This window comes from Undibacterium sp. Ji49W (assembly GCF_049340205.1).
Classification (GTDB): domain Bacteria; phylum Pseudomonadota; class Gammaproteobacteria; order Burkholderiales; family Burkholderiaceae_D; genus Undibacterium.
In genome coordinates, this window is record NZ_JBMPOW010000005.1 from 58,262 (window position 1) to 76,491 (window position 18,230).

Consider the following 18,230-nt stretch of genomic DNA (forward strand, 5'->3'; position numbering starts at 1 on the left):
CTGGCGGTGCGGCTGAAAGGTCGCACCATAGCTTTTTTGAGCGAATAATAAGGGTCCAACATGGCACACACTATTCACGTTGACGTGGTTTCCGCAGAAGAGCTGATCTTCTCCGGTGAAGCCGAATTCGTCGCGTTGCCGGGTGAGGCTGGTGAATTGGGTATCTATCCGAAACATACACCACTGATTACCCGCATCAAGCCGGGCGCGGTGCGCATCAAGGTTCCAGGCAAGGCCGAAGACGAATTCGTATTCGTTGCCGGTGGCCTGCTTGAAGTGCAACCGAATGCAGTGACAGTTTTGGCTGATACTGCGATTCGCGGTCAAGATCTGGACGAAGCCAAAGCCAATGAAGCCAAGAAACTGGCAGAGCAGGCTTTGGTTAATCGTGATTCCAAAATTGACTATGCGCAAGCACAGGCAGAACTGGCATCCGCGATCGCCCAATTGGCAGCGATACAAAGATTGCGTCAAAAGCGTTAATTTCGCTGCGAAAATTTTTTCGCGTCGAAAGCAGTACAATGAAAGGCAGCTCAGGCTGCCTTTTTTGTTTTTCCATCATTTGAACCGAGCTGCCTATGCAAGTGGAACAAGACCTGATCACCGAAATGCTGGGCAACAGCAAGATCATCGCCGTCGTTGGCCTGTCACCCAAGCCGGCACGAGCCAGTTATGGCGTGGCGGCGTACATGCAGGCACAGGGTTACAGGATCATTTCTGTGAATCCGCGTGAGGCAGGTAAAACCATATTGGGTGAACTTTGTTATGCGGATCTGATCACTGCTGCGGCAGATCACCGTATTGACATCGTTAACTGTTTTCGCAATGCAGACGACATCCCGCCTGTTGTCGAAGAGGCGATACGCATCGCTGCACCATATTTATGGATGCAGCAGGGTATAGTGAATGTACCTGCCGCAGAAAAGGCAGAAGCTGCCGGTATCCGCGTCGTGATGGACAAGTGCCTCAAGATAGAACACCACATGCGTTTTTAATGTAAGAACAGAATACCAATAAAGGGTACAGCATGAGCATTGCCGAACAATTCCGCATTACCAAAGCGTTTCAAATCAAGGAAGCCAATGCCAAAAAGAAATTGCTTGGTGCAGCGGCGGATGACAAGAACGAAGCCAAAGCGGCCGACAGATTGGCCACCTTGAAATTCGCCGGGCAAATTGAAGAGCTGCAAAACCTGTTATATGCCGAGCATGACCGTAAGCTGCTGATCATATTGCAGGGCATGGATACGGCTGGCAAGGATGGCACGGTCAAGGGTGTGTTTGGGCAAATCAATCCGCTGGGCGCACGCACGGTAGCCTTCAAGGCACCCGGTACGGATGATAAAAACCATGATTATCTATGGCGTGTGCACAGGGAAGTGCCGGGCAAGGGCGAAATCACCATCTTTAACCGTAGCCATTATGAAGATGTGCTGATTACCCGCGTGCATGACTGGATTGATGCAGCTGAATGCAAGCGCCGTTATGCACAGATATGCGATTTTGAGCGCATGCTGGCCGAGACCGGCACGGTGATACTCAAGTTTTTCCTGCATATTTCCAAGACAGAGCAAAAGGCGAGGCTGGAAGAACGTCTGGCTGATCCTGACAAACACTGGAAGTTTGATCCACAAGACCTGGCAGAACGCAAATACTGGGATGCCTATCAAGAGGCGTATGAAAACGCCTTGCTGGCTACCGATGCCGATCATGCACCGTGGTACGCGATTCCAGCCGATTCCAAGACCCAACGCAATCTGGTGATCGCCAGCATCGTGCACGAAAAAATGCTGGGCATGAAACTCAAATACCCACCAGGCAATCCCGATTTCGCCAAGCTCAAGGTGGAATGAAATTCGTTTATTTGCCGGAACTACTGGCTGCTACGCTATACCCACTATTGGCCTGGCAGGGCCGGCGTACCCGTGCGATGACACCACGTTTGCCCGAAGCTGTCGGGCAGACCTGTGGCTTTGCTGGCGATGCAGGTCAGGTCACTGGTCGCATGCGGATCCTCGGCATAGGTGAATCACCAGTGGCCGGTGTCGGTGTTGCCAGCCAAGAGCAAGCCATTACCGCACAACTGGCGCAAGCACTGGCTGGCAAGCTCAATCTAGCTGTGGAATGGCACGCCCTTGGCCAAAACGGTGCCAGACTGCACTGGGCCAAAAATGCTTTGCGTCAGTTTGTGAATGCCGGGGATAGCGACAATTCAGCTTGGTCAGCCTGGGATGTGGTGTTGATTGCCTTTGGTGTGAACGACACCACCAGCTTTTGCCCAGCCAAAACCTACGAACGAGAACTGGCAGCGTTATTCAATGAACTACAAAATACACATATCCGGGCAGATTGCATCATTCTTGCCGGTGTGCCGCCCATGCATGTTTTTCCTGCCTTGCCACAACCTTTGCGACTGGTATTAGGCATGAAAGCGCGGGTGCTGGATCAGGTTCAGGCAAAGATCGCAGCATCACTAAGCCATGTGCTGCATGTCCCCTTTGCCGGGAATTTTGAAGATGAGCGCCTGATGGCCGAAGATGGCTACCATCCGTCAGCACTTGGCGTCAGTATTTGGGCGGAAGAATTAGCGAAAATAGTTATTGAAAATCGTCAGGAAAAATAGTACTGGTCTGCTACTTATGCACAATTTGAGCAATAAGCTATTTATCCACAAAAATCAATTATTTTATGAAATTAGCGTTTCAAACCAATAAAATCAATGACTTACGCAATATTCCTGTTAACCGAATTTAAAAATAATCAGTAAACCAGCATTCTGTCATTTCTATCCACAAAGTTATCCACAGTTTATTCCAGGGAAATTTCGCTGAAAATATGTTCAGTTGTTGCAGATCAGATGCCTATCCTGCCTGCATAGGCGATAATGTGGCCTGAATAGAAATTGACTGCGCCGGATGATGGTTTGTACGGCATGGTATTACTGAAAGCACTTATGTCCACGAATTTTGCCCCACTCAAGAACGACACCTTCCTCAAAGCCCTGTTGCGCCAGGAAACCGATTACACGCCTTTGTGGCTGATGCGTCAGGCTGGCCGCTATTTGCCGGAGTACCGCGCTACCCGCAAAGGTGCTGGGTCGTTCATGAGTCTGGCCAAAAATCCTGGTTTTGCTACCGAAGTGACTTTGCAACCGATAGACCGCTATGGTCTGGATGCGGCCATCCTGTTTTCGGATATTTTGACAGTGCCGGATGCCATGGGCCTGGGCCTGTATTTTGAAGAAGGTGAAGGCCCGAAGTTTGAGCGTCCGCTGAAAGACGAAAAAGACGTCATGGCACTCAAAGTGCCAGAAGCAGGCAGCCTGCAATATGTATTTGATGCGGTAACGCAAATCCGCACTGCACTGGATGGCCGTGTGCCGCTGATCGGTTTCTCCGGCAGCCCATGGACCTTGGCCTGCTATATGGTCGAAGGCCAGGGTTCGCGTGAATTCCATACCGTCAAGACCATGATGTACAAGCGTCCTGACCTTATGCACCACATCCTGCGCACCAATGCCGATGCGGTGGCGGCCTACCTGAATGCGCAAATTGATGCCGGTGCCCAGGCTGTGATGATCTTTGACAGCTGGGGTGGGGCGCTGGCAGATGGCGCTTACCAAGAGTTTTCGCTATCTTATATGCGTGATATCGTCAGTCAGCTGCAAAAAGAAAAAGATGGCAAGCGCATTCCCGCCATTGTCTTTACCAAAGGCGGTGGCCTGTGGCTGGAACAGCTTGCCGATATCGGTGCCGATGCGCTGGGTCTGGACTGGACCATGAACCTGGGCCAGGCCCGCGCCAAGGTCGGCAACAAGGTCGCATTGCAAGGCAATCTTGATCCGGCAGTGCTGTTTGCCGAGCCAGAGCAGATCCGCAAACAAGTCATTGCTACGCTGGATAGCTATGGCAAGCCAACAGCAGGGCATGGCCATGTGTTTAACCTGGGCCACGGTATTTCGCAATTTACACCGGTCGAGTCTGTCAGCGTGCTGGTCGAAACGGTGCATGAATATAGCCGCAAACAACGTCAGGCAAGCTGAAACCTGAGTTATGTATTTAAAGCCTGCATGTGCAGTCGGCACCTGAAGCAGGCTTTAATCCATCAGTTACCCCTCAGTTACCCATCAGTTATTCAGGCGCTGCTAAAATATTAAGTCATTGATCAATCGCAACAAGGGCCTGCCGTGCTTGTCGGATCGTCATGTTGCTATGCAAAACATAGAATTGGCGCGCTTCTCCGGCCCAAAAGCTGTGGAAAACGAATGGATTAGCCGCAGTAATTTTTTGCATTTTCATGCACGTTTTCTGTCACTTATGCACAAAATCGGGGCGGCAAAAAATAATTTTAAAAATATTTTTTTGTCGCCAAGCATTTTTTCCAAGTGATTGATTTTAAAGGACTAAATTCTATGCTGTCAGATTGGGCATTTGGCCGGAACCCGCGTAAACGCTAGCGAATACCGTTGTCAAGTGACCTTTCTCCACAAAGTTATCCACAGGATCTGTGGATATGTCAAAAAGCCTTATGAAATCAATAGTTAGCGCTAAACTTCAGGCCTTACATTAGATCGTGACACAAATTTATCTACGCGTTGCGCTCGATACGCCACTTGACACCAGCTTCGATTATCGATGGTCAGCACAAGAAGCGGGAGCCGAAACTGCAGCCTTGCCCCAAGTTGGGCAACTGGTTGCCTTGCCCTTTGGCCGGCAAGAAGTGGTGGGCCTGATTCTTGAAATCCTGACCGAAACGGACGTGCCACCGGCCAAGTTGCGCGACGTGCTGGCCGTACGGCATGAATTACCGCCGCTAAACAAGGAATGGCTGGCGTTATGCCAGTTCGCTGCCGAATATTATCAGCGTCCGCTGGGTGAAGTGGCTTTGCCAGCCTTGCCAAAAAACCTCAAGGCCATCAAAACCGTTTCCTTGCAGCGCGCCATCAAGAAACTCGACAAGCTGCCACAGCAGGCCGATGTCAGCACTAGTCATGAGCCGGTATTAAATGCAGAACAGCAGGCTGCGGTCGATGCCGTAGTGCAGTCCCAGGGCTTTGCCCCACATCTGCTGTTTGGTGTCACCGGCAGCGGCAAGACCGAAGTCTATTTGCAGACAGCGGCTAGGATACTGGCGCAATCGGCAGATGCCCAGGTTTTGATACTGGTGCCGGAAATCAATCTGACGCCCCAGCTTGAAGCCCATATCCGCGCCCGTTTCCCTGGCCTGATGCTGTCGACCTTGCACAGCGGCATGGCAGAAGGTGAGCGCTTGCTTCACTGGCTGGCGGCACATACTGGCCGTGCCCGTATTGTCCTGGGCACACGTCTGGCAATGCTGGCATCGCTGCCCAAGCTGAAATTGCTGATCGTCGATGAAGAGCATGACCCTTCCTACAAGCAGCAGGAAGGCTTGCGCTATTCCGCCCGTGACCTGGCAGTCTGGCGCGCCTGGCAATTGTCCATCCCGGTTTTGCTGGGTTCGGCCACACCCTCGCTGGAAAGCTGGCAGGGTGCGCAAAGCAACCGTTACCGCTTGCTGGAATTGCGTGAACGCGCAGTAAAACTGGCAGTATTGCCGGTGATTAAATTGATCAACCTTGAACGTGAAAAACCCAGCGAAGGCTTGACGCAAAGACTGATTGCCGCCATCAAATTGCGTCTTGAGAAAGGTGAGCAATCACTACTATTTTTAAACCGGCGCGGTTATGCGCCGGTGCTGGCCTGTGATGCCTGCGGCTGGATCAGCAATTGCACGCGTTGTACCGCCCATCTGGTCTTGCACAAGGGTGACCATCGATTGCGTTGCCATCACTGCGGGCTGGAACAACGCATACCGCGTTCTTGCCCGACTTGCGGCAATATTGACCTGCAACCCTTGGGCCGTGGCACGCAAAGGCTGGAAGAAAGCCTGGCAGCTATTTTCCCCGAGGCAAGGGTGTTTCGTATCGATGCCGATTCCACCCGTCTGAAAGGCAGTGCCGCTGCCGCTTTTGAACGTGTGCATGCCGGTGAAGTGGATATTTTGATCGGCACCCAGATGGTGGCCAAGGGCCATGACTTCAAACATCTGACCCTGGTGGCCGCACTGAATCCGGATGCAGCCCTGTTTTCCCAGGATTATCGTGCCAGCGAACGCCTGTTTGCCCAGCTCATGCAGGTGGCGGGCCGGGCCGGGCGGGCGGCGCAAAAAGAGGGTGGCAACCTGTCCGAAGTGCTGGTGCAGACACGTTATCCTGACCACCCGCTCTACCATGCCTTGATGGCGCACAATTACCCAGACTTTGCCAAAGACTTGCTGGATGAACGCCAGCAAGCGCATATGCCACCCTTCATGTACCAGGCTTTATTGCGGGCAGAAGCCAAAGAACTGGAAACCGCGATTGCTTTTTTGAAAGAGGCGGCAATCTGTACCGAACACCAGGGCATCATGATCAATGACCCCATCCCCATGACCATGACGCGGGTGGCCAATGTAGACAGGGCGCAATTGCTGGTGGAGTCGGTATCACGCCCCGCACTGCAAGCCTTCGTCAAAGCCTGGATCGCCGATTTGCGCGCCATGAAAAGCCGGGTCAAATGGTCGGTAGAAATTGATCCTGTGGATATCTGAGCGGATATCCACAGCAACTGACACGGGCTATATTCAACAACCAGGCAAGCAGACATATCAGTGGCATCAGGTAAAATCGGCACTTTCCTGTATCAACGATATCCTGAAATCCATGCCACTCAGCTCCTACCTGAACACTTCTCCGGATATTGCCGACACGGCCTATATCCACTCCAGCGCCCAGATTATTGGTGATGTGCACCTGGGCAAGGACAGTTCCGTCTGGTGCAATGCCGTATTGCGCGGGGATGTCAATCACATACGCATAGGTCATAGCAGCAATGTCCAGGACCTGGCTATGTGCCATGTCTCCCATAAAAATGCCGCCAAACCCGACGGCTCGCCACTGATCATAGGCAATTACGTCACCATCGCCCATGCCGTGATCCTGCATGGTTGCCAGATCGGTGACGAATGCCTGATAGGCATGGGCAGCATCGTCATGGATGACGTTGTCATCCAGCCCCAGGTCATGCTGGGTGCGGGCAGCCTGGTGCCGCCGGGCAAGGTACTGGAAAGCGGCTACTTGTATCTGGGACGGCCAGCAGTCGCAGTGCGCCTGCTGACGCCGGAAGAAATCAGCCATCTGCGTTATTCGGCAGAGCACTATGTGCGTATCAAAAATAACTACCAGCAATCAGAGCAAAACTGAAATCTGAACTCGTACCGGCAAGCAATGTCAGACTAAGATAATTAAGTAGGACTTACGCAAAATCGCCCCAGCTGCGTTGCAGCTCCTCTCCTAGGAGCCGCGTACTATTCGTACTGTCTTCGTCGCTACGGTGTAGTCGGGGTTTCAGACAGCATGCTGTCTGCCGACGTAACGGGCCTCCCTTTAAGGGAGGTTTCCTAGAGGCGATAGCCTTGCTGGGACAATTTTGCGTAAGCCCTATTAGGGTGATACCTAGCAGAAAGCGAAACGCTCAATCAACACTAAAGGGAACAACAGCATGGAAGAGAAGCAGGCGAAAGCGGGCGAATACCGTATCAGTACCGATACCAGCGAAGTGGATGTCGATGTCGTGCATCACTTCCTGTCCACCCAGAGCGCCTGGGCAACCGGGATATCCCGTGAACTGGTAGAAGAATCTCTGCGTCATTCCCTGTGCTTCAGTGTTTTCCAGCAAGACCGCATGGTCGCCTTTTGCCGCCTGGTGACTGACATGGCTACCTTTGGCTACCTGGTTGATGTCTTCGTCGTGACCGATATGCGCGGCAAGGGCCTATCGCGTTTGTTGATGGAAGCCGTCATGACACATCCGGCAGTCAAAAAATTCCGCCGCTTCACGCTGGCAACGTCAACAGCCCACGGCCTGTATGAAAAATTCGGCTTTACACCTTTGAGCAAGCCGGAATCCTTCATGGAAGTCTATAAACCAAAAATCTACCTCGAAGGATAGCGCGCCGTTCTGGCGGCAGACGCCGCCAAATGGGAAACTGTTATTCCAGGTCAGGCACGTCAAAATAGAACATCATCTGATGATGGTCAGCGGGTTTGATCGTGGTGGCTTTTTTGACCTGTTGATCGATGCGCATGGTTTTTTCGTGAAATACAGCTTCTACTTCATACTGGCCAGCGGGCAAGCCCAGGAATAACCATGGTCCATCCATGACAGTAATAAATACGACCCGTTGATCTTTGCTATCCCGCACAACAATCTTCGTGTCAGACAAAAACGCACCGGTTTTCTTTGCCGCCGTGCTTATCCACAGGCTGTATTGACCAGCCTGCTGGCGTAATTCTTCCCGCTCTGGCGCACCGATACCGCCAGAAAGGCAGGCGATGCCCTTGGCCGAACAATTCAGTCCGGCAGCCGACACGGTTGATGGCAGGCTCGCAGAGCCTATCGTGAGCATGCATAAAAGCACGCATTTCCCAATTTCTTGTACTGATTTCATATCAAATTCTCCACATCAAATCTTGTCCCATGTTGTCCTCAATATAGAAGTCGGCCATGCAGCGATGTTGACTTGAATCAAAATTGCAACATGTATCCCATTTCCTTGTGCATGGCGCTTGTCTGCGCGGCGGGTGTTGCGGCATATTGAAGCTGTATCAGACTTAGACCATCAACTCACATTTTGATTCCATGCGTATGCCTACCCAACTGGCCAGGCAATGTTTTGCCAGCGCTTTTTTGCAGTACCCGCTTTTTATCTTTGCAGCCCTTGTTTTTGCTCTTCCAGCCCATGCTCTGGAATCGGCAATGAAGATGAAAGAGATTTATGAAACTACAGTGGAACAGCAGCTGGCCCCACCCTCAGAAGAGCTACAGACCTATATAGACCAGATGAGTGGTGCGCTGACGAATGCAGGCACCATCAATTTACCCTCGCAATTCATCTTGCTGGTCGACCGCAATCCCAAAGTACAGGCCGCCATGTTGTTCTGGATTGATGAAGAAGGGCAGTACCAGTTCATTGGTGCGTCGCCGGTATCGACAGGACGTGCCATCGGCTTTGAGCATTTTCAAACGCCGACGGGTGTTTTTGCCCACACACTGGCCAATCTCGATTATCGCGCCGAAGGCAGTAAAAACAGCAAGGGCATACGTGGTTATGGTGCCAAGGGGCGGCGGGTGTTTGATTTTGGCTGGCAAAAAGCCAAAAAAGGTTGGGGTGATCGCCAGATTGCCGATATGCGTCTGCAAATGCATGCGACTGATCCTGATTCGCTGGAAAAACGTCTGGGCAGCGTGCAATCCAAAGGCTGTGTCCGCATACCGGCAAGCCTGAACGTGTTGTTCGACCGTTATGGCTTGCTGGATGCTGACTATGATGCTGCGCTGGCGACCGGGCGTAAATTCTGGGTACTGGACAAAAACCGGCAAGATAATGCCTGGGCCGGGCGCTATATGGTCGTCATCGACAGTGACCGGCAAGAAAAACCGGAATGGGCAGGCATCTCCATTCGCAAGCAGGTGAAAGTGCAGTAAAGCGGTTTTGACTGTTACATTGAGGCTCAGGCCGTTACACCAAAAATGTAATACCATGCGATGGAAGTGCTATGTTCCATCTCTATTTACCCGGAGCCGTATATGTCTATTGATACCTGGTTGTTGTATGTACTTGCCGTACTGGTGTTGACCATCACGCCTGGCCCGGCGGTGCTGATGTGTGTGACCAACAGCATCAATAGCAGCGCCCGCATGACGCTTTATCCGGCGTTGGGAAATATCACTTCGCTGATCGGCATCATGAGCTGCTCGGCAATCGGCATTGGCGCTGTACTGGCCAGTTCGGCCGTGGTGTTTACCGTCATCAAATACTTGGGGGTGTTGTACTTGCTGTACCTGGGCATTTCCAGCCTGCGTTCGAAAGCCAGTGATTTTGAGTTGCCGGCAGATACTGATATTAGTGGCGCCCGCAATAACCGCTTGCGTCTGTATGTCAAAGGCATGCTGGTTGGTGCCAGTAATCCCAAGGCGCTGTTGTTCTTTACCGCGTTTTTCCCGCAATTCATCAATCCGGCTGCTGCTAAATTACCGCAATTTCTGGTGCTGGGCCTTACCTTTGTATTCTTTGAATTCAGCGTGCTGATGTTGTATGCCATATTTGCCGAACGCATGGGGCCGTGGCTGCGTTCCAGAGGCAAGGCCAGGATGTTCAACCAGCTATCCGGCGGCATCTTTGTTGCTGCCGCTATGCTGCTGGCGACCGTCAAACGCGCCAACGCAGATTAATTTACTGATATTGCAACAGCATCAGAATCAACCGGAGGAACAATGACGACAGAAACCCACTATAGCGAAAGCGGTTTTTGGGACAAGCTTAAACACTTTGCCCTGACTGCCGGTAGTAATGTCGTCGAAAAATCCTTGTGCCTGTATTACGCTGCCCAAAGGCCGGAAACCCCGGCCTGGGCCAAGGTCGTCATTTTTGGCGCACTGGGCTATTTTATTTTCCCACTGGATGCGATTCCAGATGTGGTACCCGTATTGGGTTATAGCGATGACATGGCCACGCTGGCCGCAGCAGTCGCCACCGTCAGCCTGTATATCACCGATGAAGTCAAACAGCTGGCGCAACAGAAAATGCAATCCTGGTTTGGCCACAAGCTGACATAGCTTCATTGTCGGGGCTTGATGGTCAATGGTAAAAATCATAATGTATTACCATCCGCCAGATGCATAATTTCGGTATGATCGGTGCCTTGTTTGATCAGACAGGCACCAACCATGTACACCTCGACTTTTACTTTCCAGAAAAAACAGTACGACGCTGCGTTTTACGCGCTGGATGAACAGATTGCCAGTCTGGCAAAAGCCATCCCCGGTTATCTGGGAGAAGAAAGCTGGGAAAACGCCGATACCGGCCTTATCTCCAACGTCTATTACTGGGACAGTCTGGAATCCCTGCAAGCTTTGATGGCTAACCCCATACACCAGCAAGCCAAGGCCGCCCAGGCCAATTGGCTGGATGGTTACCAGGTTGTCGTCGCCCAGGTTCTGCGCAGCTATGGTGACGGCAAGCTGGCGCATCCCTGTGCTGAGCTGCATGGTGCCATTACTTAAAACATGGGAATAACAATGAAAACTCTTTGGCTGACAGGCATCATGACTGCACTGCTTGCATGCGCTGCACCGGCATCTGCATCTGCCAGTACAGCAGATGAACAGGCGCTGATGGCGCGTGTTCAGGGTTTTTATGGCTGGGTATTAAAGAATGGCACACAGGTGAGCAAGTTACAGCCTGCGATCAAGGATATCCCTGGCAGCAATAAATTCCAGCTCGATACCAAAAATATCAAGGTTTTCAGCGGCAAGTTCATGGCTTCGGGCTATTTTTCGCCGGAATTTCCGGCGGCAATTGAACGTTACTATGGCAAATACCAGCAACAGTTTGCTGCCTATACACCGGCAGAATTTGCGCAAATGGCCAAGGATGGCCGTGGGCCGCTGATGGATACGGAAGATATGGATATCTTCTTTTGTGGGCAGGAATATGAATACAAGAAATCCTTCATCAGTAAAATGAAGGCCAGGAATATCAAGCTGGACGGTGATAAGGCCAGCATGATTGTGGTGTCGCCGTATCAATGGGAAACGGAGTTCCGCTTTGCCAGGATCAATAGCAATAGCCAGTGGATGATTACCGGCTATTGTGTGTTTCAGTAAAGCCAGGGCCTGTGGTTTGGCGCTGGCTGTGGCGTGCTATATTACTTCTACTTGACCTCTAATCTCTACTTCACCTGAGTCTGGCTTATGAGCGGTCCTACTACCGTTTTGACAACTGCCGATGTATTGAGAGTTCTGCTGTCTGCCGCAGGGATACGTGCGGCAATGGCTGTGGCTCAAGCGCGCCAGGATGCAAAGCTATTACGTGGACAACAGGATCAGCGACAATTTGAATTGCAGCAACGATTGCGCGAGGCAAGCGAGATTGGTCAACTTGCTTTGCAAGAGCAATTGCAAACGCTTGAGCAGGACTACATTCTATTGCAGAGTCTTGCTGAAAAAATTGGATGTAGCGAGCAAGTCAGTGCCAGCAGGCCAGTGTTGCCCGCAGGTGCGACCGAAGAGCAAATCATAGAATATCTTCAAAACTTGCAGGCACTTGTGCATGAATTACGCCCTGTCTTGCTGCAAGAGGCAACAAGTCGTTCCGAAGCCATGTTCGATCAAACGGATTTTGATTTGCAGGCAGCCAGTTCCGCAAGCTTGCCTCAAGACCGTCTGGCACGTCTTCTGAAACGCCTCACGCATCTGACGGAACTACCACAACATATCGCACAACTGGCGAAAGAACTCGAAAAATCCCTGCCTGGCGAACGTGCTGATTTGCTTGCTGCCGAATTGCGTCTGCAAATTCAGGCCCTGCTTGCAGCAGAGAAAAAACGTCAGGTCGAAGAAGCCCAGGCCCTGATACTCGAACAGACTTTACAAGACCTGGGTTACCAGGTCGAGGAAGTGACCCATACTCTGTTTGTGGATGGTGGTGTCGTGCATTTCCGTCGTGCAGGTTGGGATAAATACATGGTGCGCATGCGCATGGATGCCAGGACCGGACAAGCCAATTTCAACGTGGTGCGTGCCGTGAAAGAAGGCGAGAACGAGCGCAGTGTACTTGATCACCTGGCAGAAGATCGCTGGTGTAGCGAATTTCCGGCCTTGCTGGCGGCGATGGAAGCGCGCGGCATCCATATGCAGGTCACACGCAGGCTGGAAGCGGGTGAATTGCCCGTGCAACTGGTGCTGGAAGACAAGTTGCCGCAATTTTCTGAAGAAGAGCAAACACAAGAACATAGCCAACCAAGGCAACAAACTTTGTCGAAAAAATAGCCATGAACATTCCGGAAACTAGATGGATGCAGGACTTGCAGCGCCTGCTGCCTATAAGATCACAATATGTGGTGTCCGGTAGCATCCGCGATAGTTTTTTGCTTTCTCTGGAGAGTGGGGCAAACGGCGCCACACTGGTTCCTTTCAATCGCGCACTGTGGGAGTTCCTGAAACGTAACGATTATCGTCTGTTGCTGTTCTATGACCCTGTTGACGGAATGCGGGTGTATCCCGACGAAGATTCTCAAAGAGATTTGGCTACACGCTTGTTTGATTTTAAGCTGACGGACGGTTGCCAGCAAATGAGTCTCGAAAGCCTGAGTAAGTTGATGAAAAAAGTCAGCGCTGAAAGGGAAATCCGGTGTGCTCTGGTGCTCGATTTTGCTTCACGTATTACGCGCAAGGCGGATCAACTCAGTGAGGCTGAACATCGATTTTTTGTCGCCGCAGAAAAAATTTCTCTGAATGCAAATGCAATTATTCCTCGCGAAACTGGCGGTGCGCCGCAATTCAACCCAATTTTCTGGTTGGTGAATCGCGCTCAGGATTTGCCTTCCTGGTTCACACTGGATAGTGAGCGTGTTGCGACTTTGGTCATCAGCAAACCGGATTTTGAAATTCGGCAGGCTGCCGCCTTGCAACTGGCGCCTTTATTTGCAGGATACGCAGACGCATCTCCAGAAGTGCGGACACAATTTGTAAAAAGCTTTACCGAAGGCACGGAAGGCATGTCTCTGTCCGCGCTTGCGGATATAACGGAACTGGCAGACAGGCAAAAACTTGCGATTGGGGATATTGAAGATGCTGTGCGCTGTTACAAGGTTGGTGTTTTAGATAATCCCTGGCGCAAGGATTATCTACGCGAAAAAATACGCGGCGCTGAGAGTTTTATCGAGGACCGCGTTAAAGGGCAACGCCCAGCGGTGACCAAGACATTGGATATTTTAAAGCGTTCGGTCATGAGTCTGACAGGGGCGCAGGCTCGTTCCAGCGGCAGTCGGCCACGTGGGGTCCTGTTTTTCGCTGGCCCTACCGGTGTGGGCAAAACCGAACTGGCGAAAACCCTGACGCAACTGGTGTTTGGTGATGAACGTGCTTATTCACGTTTCGATATGAGCGAATTTGCCGAAGAACACACCAGCGCCAGATTACTGGGGGCTCAACTTGGATTCATTGATTCTGCCGCAGGTGGTGAGCTGACCAACGCAGTACGGCAAAAACCGTTTTCCGTGGTCTTGTTCGACGAAATTGAAAAAGCCCACCCGCGCATACTCGATAAGTTTTTGCAGATACTCGAAGATGGTCGCCTGACAGATGGGCGTGGTGATACCGCCTATTTTTCTGAAACCATACTGATTTTTACCTCGAACCTGGGTATTTATGTAGAAGACGCACAGGGCCAGCGTAACCAGAATGTGAAGCCTGGTGATAGCTATGAAACCGTGGAATTCAAGGTGCGTGAAGCCATAGGAAATTACTTCAAGTTCAAACTGTCACGGCCAGAATTATTGAATCGTATCGGTGACAATATTGTTGTCTTCAACTTCATTTCTGCCGATGTCGCAGCCAAGATTTTTGATGGCATGTTGCGCAATGTGGCGCGCCGCCTGCAAGAAGAATTGAACCTGCAACTGGCCATGCCTGCCAGTGTGCGTGATGAACTGTTGCTGCGCTGTACACGGGATTTGAGCAATGGCGGACGTGGGGTTGGCAATCAGCTGGAATCGAACTTTATCAACCCCTTGTCGCGTGCGCTGTTTGAGCAAGAGCTGGAAGGCAAGCAGCGTGTCACCGTCACCGCCATCAGTGAAGCCGATAAAGTCATCAGCCTGACTCTGCAACTAGCATGAAGATTGCCATCAATAAAGCGCATTACCCGGTCACCGTACTGGGGCCGGGGCGACGCATAGGAATCTGGTTGCAAGGCTGTGGCATAGGCTGCAAGGGCTGTGTGTCGCAAGATACTTGGGCGACGGATTCCGGCAAGGAAATGACAGTTGCCGGCTTGCTGACCTGGTGTCGCGATGTCAGTGCTGGCCACGTTGATGGCATCACCATTTCTGGTGGCGAACCATTTGACCAGCCGCAGGCGCTCAATGTCCTGCTGGATGGCTTGCAGCAATGGCGTGCCAGTACAGCGCAGGATTTTGACATTCTGTGCTATAGCGGTTATCCACTGGCAACGCTGCAAAAAAAACATGCGAGCCTGCTGCAAAAACTCGATGCTCTGATCCCCGAACCCTTTATCGACAACAAACCCCTGACCCAGGCATGGCGCGGTTCATCCAACCAGCCACTGGTGTTGTTGTCGGACCGGGGCCGGGCGCGTATGCAGGCCTATGTCGACGCACCTGTTGATGAACAGGACAAGCGCATACAAACCATGATCGACGGCCAGCGCGTCTGGTATGTAGGCATACCTGCGCGTGGCGACATGCAGGCGCTGGAACAGCGCTGCGCCGAGCGTGGCCTGAAACTGGATAGCGTCAGCTGGAGGCCCTGATTGAATCCGGTCTATATACGTCGCTGCCCCGCATGTGAAACCGAAAATGCGCCAGAAGTCATGCGCTGCGCATGTGGTACTTTGTTGTCCGGCATCGATTTGATGGAGAAAAAATCTGCGCCTGTGGAAATCAGTGTTGTGCAGGCCATTCCAGAAACGACAAAATCAGCAGAAGCATCTGCCGATCTGATCTGTGGATATGAAGATTGCGCGCAAAGCAATCCGCCGGGTAGCACACTATGCCTGTATTGCAACCGGCCACTGATGGCCGCAGCAGGCCAATCGTATGCACAAAGCACTTCAAACCTGGCGAAGACGGTCGACGCCGGGCAAATCCAGAGTCTGGTTGCCCTGCCTGTGGCACTGCGTGATCGCTATCAGATAGTGCGTCCTTTGCCCACGCAGGGGGCAGAGGCAGAACTCCTGCTGGTACAAGAGCAAGCCAGTGCCTTGCTGCATGTGGCAAAAATTTATCGCCACGGCATCTACGCCAAATCGGAAGTCAGAGAAAGACTGAAAGCCATCCCGCCAGAACATTGTGTGATAGTGCTGGAAGCAGGCGTGTCCGAAGGCCATGCGTATGAGCTCATGGAATATTGCGAGCTCGGTTCATTGCGACAACTGGCGCAGCAAGGCAAGCCCACACCTGCCGTGCTGGAAAGCATAGTGCGTGAGCTGGCCACGGCAATTGCCAGCGTGCATGCGGCGGGCCTGATTCATCGTGATCTGAAGCCGGAAAATATCCTGATACGCACGCAAGAACCGCTGGATCTGATACTCACTGACTTTGGTATTTCATCCGTGCTGGATGCCACCCAAAGACTGACCGGCATGGCGCGTACCCTGCCTTACGCCTCGCCAGAAAGCCTGTCTGGCATGATTGATGTCAAGGCTGATTACTGGGCGCTGGGCATGATCCTGCTGGAACTGGCGCTGGGCCAGCATCCCTTTGCCAGCTTGTCGGAAGCCGTCATCCTGCACCACCTGACCACCCGCGAGATAGAACTGCACGCCGTCAGCGATCCGTATCTGCGCAAGCTATTGCGTGGCCTGCTGCTGCGCGACCCCAAGGCCCGCTGGGATGAAGCACAGATACTGCGCTGGCTGGCGCGCGACCGCAGCCTGTCCGATGCGGTGGAAACCATCGCCATGGGCGGCTTTCGCGAGCCTTATCACATAGGCCGCGATATCTGCCATTCCAAGGAACAACTGGCGGTCGGGCTGGCCCGTAACTGGGATGATGGTGTCCGGGACATCTCGAATGCACAATTGCTGGCCTGGTTCCGTGATGTGCAAAAAGACCAGAATGCCGTGCGCATCTTGCTGGCCTTGCGCGAAGACAAAAAGCTTTCGGTTGATGTGCAGTTGCTGCGTCTGATTTTGCATCTGGCCCCTGGTATACCGCCAGTCTGGCGCGGCGAAACTATAGAATTGCCGGGCATCCTGACTTATGCAAACAAGTCGCTGAAGGGGGATGAAGATGCCGGTAAATGGCTGCACCAGATTTATTCCTATGGTGTGCTGGAAGCCTATGCCGATGCCGGTAACAAGGAAGTTGCCAGCATCGTGCAGAAATGGCAGGCCTGTTGCAGGCAGATCCAGCATGCCTGGCAAGATGCCCACAAACTCATGAAAGAGCATGCCGGCAAGCATTTGCCGGGCGAATATTCCAATATAGACAAACTCTTATATGGTCTGGAAAGCAATGACAATGCGCCGATCTACAAGCTACATGCGCGTGTACTGGCCCTGGCCTATGACGAACGCTGGCCGGAACGCCTGCGCAAGCGCCTGGTCGTCGCTTATGCCGGCATGCAGGCATATTGCCCGTGGTTATCGGTGCTGGGCGAAATAGAACAGATGCCGGTGGCATCCCTGCTGGTGCTGGAAGCCATGTTGCCGGATGCACAGAAAGCCGTGGAACGGCAACAAAAGGCCGAAGCCTGGCAACGTACCGCCGACCAGGAAGAGGCGCAGGCCATACGGCAAGAAGTACAGGCCAGCATCAGGGCGATACGCTCTGCTGCCACTGACAATTTGTGGTCAGATACGGCAGCCACCGATTTGCGGGTGGCGATTGATCACTACAATGAATTGCTGGAAAGATTGCGTGCTTCTGCCAGTACAGACGTAGCGTGGCAGGAAGCAAAGAAAGCTGCTGCCAGGGTTGAGCGCAACATTGCCAAATTGAGTCTGCTGGTAGATACTTTAACGGTAAGGCGGGTAGAAAATGAGGGCTGGACAGGTACGGAAATGCAAGTATTTATTGCTATCGCAGCGATAGGCGTCCCGCTATTTTTCCGTTTTGTGAATGTGTACTGGATGTTACTGGTATTTGCCGGAATTGCCGCCTGGCGGTTTTTGCCGAATTATTTGCTGACACAAAAGATCCGCACCCTGGGTGAACAACTTTAAATACGAGGGTAAGCACATGTCTGCCATTTTTCAAAAACTCAATTTGAAGACACAAAGCGATATCCTGGTGTTGCAGGCACCGGAATCGTTTGAACCAGAAATTGCCGCGCTGACCGGTGTCAGGGTGCACAGGAATCTGTCTTCCATCAAACAGTGTGAATTTTCGCTGGCCTTTGTCAGCAAGCAAAAAGAGCTGGACCAACTGTCGCTGAAGCTGAGCAAACTCGCCAGGGACGATGCTTTATTATGGTTTGCCTATCCCAAGAAAACATCCAGACGCTATGAATGTGAATTCAACCGCGATACCGGCTGGGATGTCTTGCGTGCTGCCGGTTTTGATTCAGTACGCATGGTCGCCATTGATGAAGACTGGTCTGCCTTGCGCTTTCGCCGTGTGGAATATATCAAGGCCTGATGAGATAT

The 18,230-nt window shown here is 52.1% G+C and carries 20 protein-coding genes; 18 read left to right on the forward strand and 2 right to left on the reverse strand.

Annotated elements, in window-relative coordinates:
* Nucleotides 1–60: 60 nt before the first annotated feature.
* From ACO0LK_RS07520 to hemE, 5 genes are all read left to right on the forward strand, one after another.
* A complete protein-coding gene (locus ACO0LK_RS07520; RefSeq protein ID WP_422973703.1) occupies nt 61–483 on the forward strand; it encodes a F0F1 ATP synthase subunit epsilon in 423 nt (140 codons plus the stop codon).
* A gap of 95 nt (nt 484–578) precedes the next feature.
* Entirely contained in the window at nt 579–995 is a 417-nt protein-coding gene (locus ACO0LK_RS07525; RefSeq protein WP_422973705.1) for a CoA-binding protein, read from the forward strand.
* Between the two features lie 32 nt (nt 996–1,027).
* Entirely contained in the window at nt 1,028–1,852 is an 825-nt protein-coding gene (locus ACO0LK_RS07530) for a PPK2 family polyphosphate kinase (RefSeq protein ID WP_422973707.1), read from the forward strand.
* Complete coding sequence (locus ACO0LK_RS07535; RefSeq protein ID WP_422973709.1) at nt 1,849–2,622, forward strand: SGNH/GDSL hydrolase family protein; 774 nt, start codon at nt 1,849–1,851, stop codon at nt 2,620–2,622. The genes ACO0LK_RS07530 and ACO0LK_RS07535 overlap by 4 nt, the downstream gene beginning before the upstream one ends.
* Before the next feature lie 330 nt (nt 2,623–2,952).
* Nucleotides 2,953–4,041 (forward strand): uroporphyrinogen decarboxylase, encoded by a 1,089-nt coding sequence (hemE, locus tag ACO0LK_RS07540; RefSeq protein WP_422973711.1) that lies wholly within the window; start codon nt 2,953–2,955, stop codon nt 4,039–4,041.
* Between the two features lie 115 nt (nt 4,042–4,156).
* Here hemE and ACO0LK_RS07545 read toward each other — a convergent pair whose 3' ends face one another.
* Nucleotides 4,157–4,297, reverse strand: a complete 141-nt coding sequence (locus tag ACO0LK_RS07545) for a hypothetical protein (RefSeq protein WP_422973713.1) — start codon at nt 4,295–4,297, stop codon at nt 4,157–4,159.
* Between the two features lie 274 nt (nt 4,298–4,571).
* Between ACO0LK_RS07545 and ACO0LK_RS07550 the strand changes: the two genes are divergently transcribed.
* From ACO0LK_RS07550 to ACO0LK_RS07560, 3 genes are all read left to right on the forward strand, one after another.
* A complete protein-coding gene (locus ACO0LK_RS07550) occupies nt 4,572–6,608 on the forward strand; it encodes a primosomal protein N' (RefSeq protein ID WP_422973715.1) in 2,037 nt (678 codons plus the stop codon).
* Between the two features lie 112 nt (nt 6,609–6,720).
* Nucleotides 6,721–7,260 carry a gamma carbonic anhydrase family protein gene (locus ACO0LK_RS07555; RefSeq protein WP_422973717.1) on the forward strand — a complete coding sequence of 180 codons (540 nt, stop codon included), beginning with the start codon at nt 6,721–6,723 and terminating at the stop codon, nt 7,258–7,260.
* Between the two features lie 298 nt (nt 7,261–7,558).
* A complete protein-coding gene (locus tag ACO0LK_RS07560) occupies nt 7,559–8,008 on the forward strand; it encodes a GNAT family N-acetyltransferase (protein ID WP_422973719.1) in 450 nt (149 codons plus the stop codon).
* A gap of 40 nt (nt 8,009–8,048) precedes the next feature.
* Here ACO0LK_RS07560 and ACO0LK_RS07565 read toward each other — a convergent pair whose 3' ends face one another.
* Nucleotides 8,049–8,507 (reverse strand): hypothetical protein, encoded by a 459-nt coding sequence (locus tag ACO0LK_RS07565; protein ID WP_422973721.1) that lies wholly within the window; start codon nt 8,505–8,507, stop codon nt 8,049–8,051.
* Between the two features lie 308 nt (nt 8,508–8,815).
* Between ACO0LK_RS07565 and ACO0LK_RS07570 the strand changes: the two genes are divergently transcribed.
* The 10 genes from ACO0LK_RS07570 (at nt 8,816) to ACO0LK_RS07615 (ending at nt 18,222) form a co-directional block, all read left to right on the forward strand.
* The gene (locus ACO0LK_RS07570; RefSeq protein WP_422973723.1) at nt 8,816–9,544 is read left to right on the forward strand and encodes a L,D-transpeptidase; all 729 of its coding nucleotides are present in this window, start codon (nt 8,816–8,818) and stop codon (nt 9,542–9,544) included.
* A gap of 102 nt (nt 9,545–9,646) precedes the next feature.
* A complete protein-coding gene (locus ACO0LK_RS07575; protein WP_422973725.1) occupies nt 9,647–10,291 on the forward strand; it encodes a LysE family translocator in 645 nt (214 codons plus the stop codon).
* A 42-nt stretch (nt 10,292–10,333) separates the two neighbouring features.
* On the forward strand, nt 10,334–10,675 hold the full coding sequence (locus tag ACO0LK_RS07580; protein ID WP_422973727.1) for a YkvA family protein: 342 nt from the start codon (nt 10,334–10,336) through the stop codon (nt 10,673–10,675).
* A 111-nt stretch (nt 10,676–10,786) separates the two neighbouring features.
* Entirely contained in the window at nt 10,787–11,122 is a 336-nt protein-coding gene (locus ACO0LK_RS07585; protein ID WP_186945809.1) for an antibiotic biosynthesis monooxygenase family protein, read from the forward strand.
* 15 nt (nt 11,123–11,137) lie between these two features.
* Complete coding sequence (locus tag ACO0LK_RS07590; RefSeq protein ID WP_422973729.1) at nt 11,138–11,725, forward strand: hypothetical protein; 588 nt, start codon at nt 11,138–11,140, stop codon at nt 11,723–11,725.
* 87 nt (nt 11,726–11,812) lie between these two features.
* Nucleotides 11,813–12,889: a hypothetical protein gene (locus ACO0LK_RS07595; RefSeq protein ID WP_422973731.1), complete on the forward strand. Its 1,077-nt coding sequence runs from the start codon at nt 11,813–11,815 to the stop codon at nt 12,887–12,889.
* Between the two features lie 2 nt (nt 12,890–12,891).
* Entirely contained in the window at nt 12,892–14,739 is a 1,848-nt protein-coding gene (locus tag ACO0LK_RS07600; protein ID WP_422973733.1) for an AAA family ATPase, read from the forward strand.
* Nucleotides 14,736–15,392: a 4Fe-4S single cluster domain-containing protein gene (locus tag ACO0LK_RS07605; protein ID WP_422973735.1), complete on the forward strand. Its 657-nt coding sequence runs from the start codon at nt 14,736–14,738 to the stop codon at nt 15,390–15,392. The genes ACO0LK_RS07600 and ACO0LK_RS07605 overlap by 4 nt, the downstream gene beginning before the upstream one ends.
* On the forward strand, nt 15,393–17,807 hold the full coding sequence (locus tag ACO0LK_RS07610) for a protein kinase domain-containing protein (protein ID WP_422973737.1): 2,415 nt from the start codon (nt 15,393–15,395) through the stop codon (nt 17,805–17,807).
* A 16-nt stretch (nt 17,808–17,823) separates the two neighbouring features.
* Nucleotides 17,824–18,222, forward strand: a complete 399-nt coding sequence (locus tag ACO0LK_RS07615; RefSeq protein WP_186945814.1) for a hypothetical protein — start codon at nt 17,824–17,826, stop codon at nt 18,220–18,222.
* The last annotated feature ends 8 nt before the right edge of the window (nt 18,223–18,230 follow it).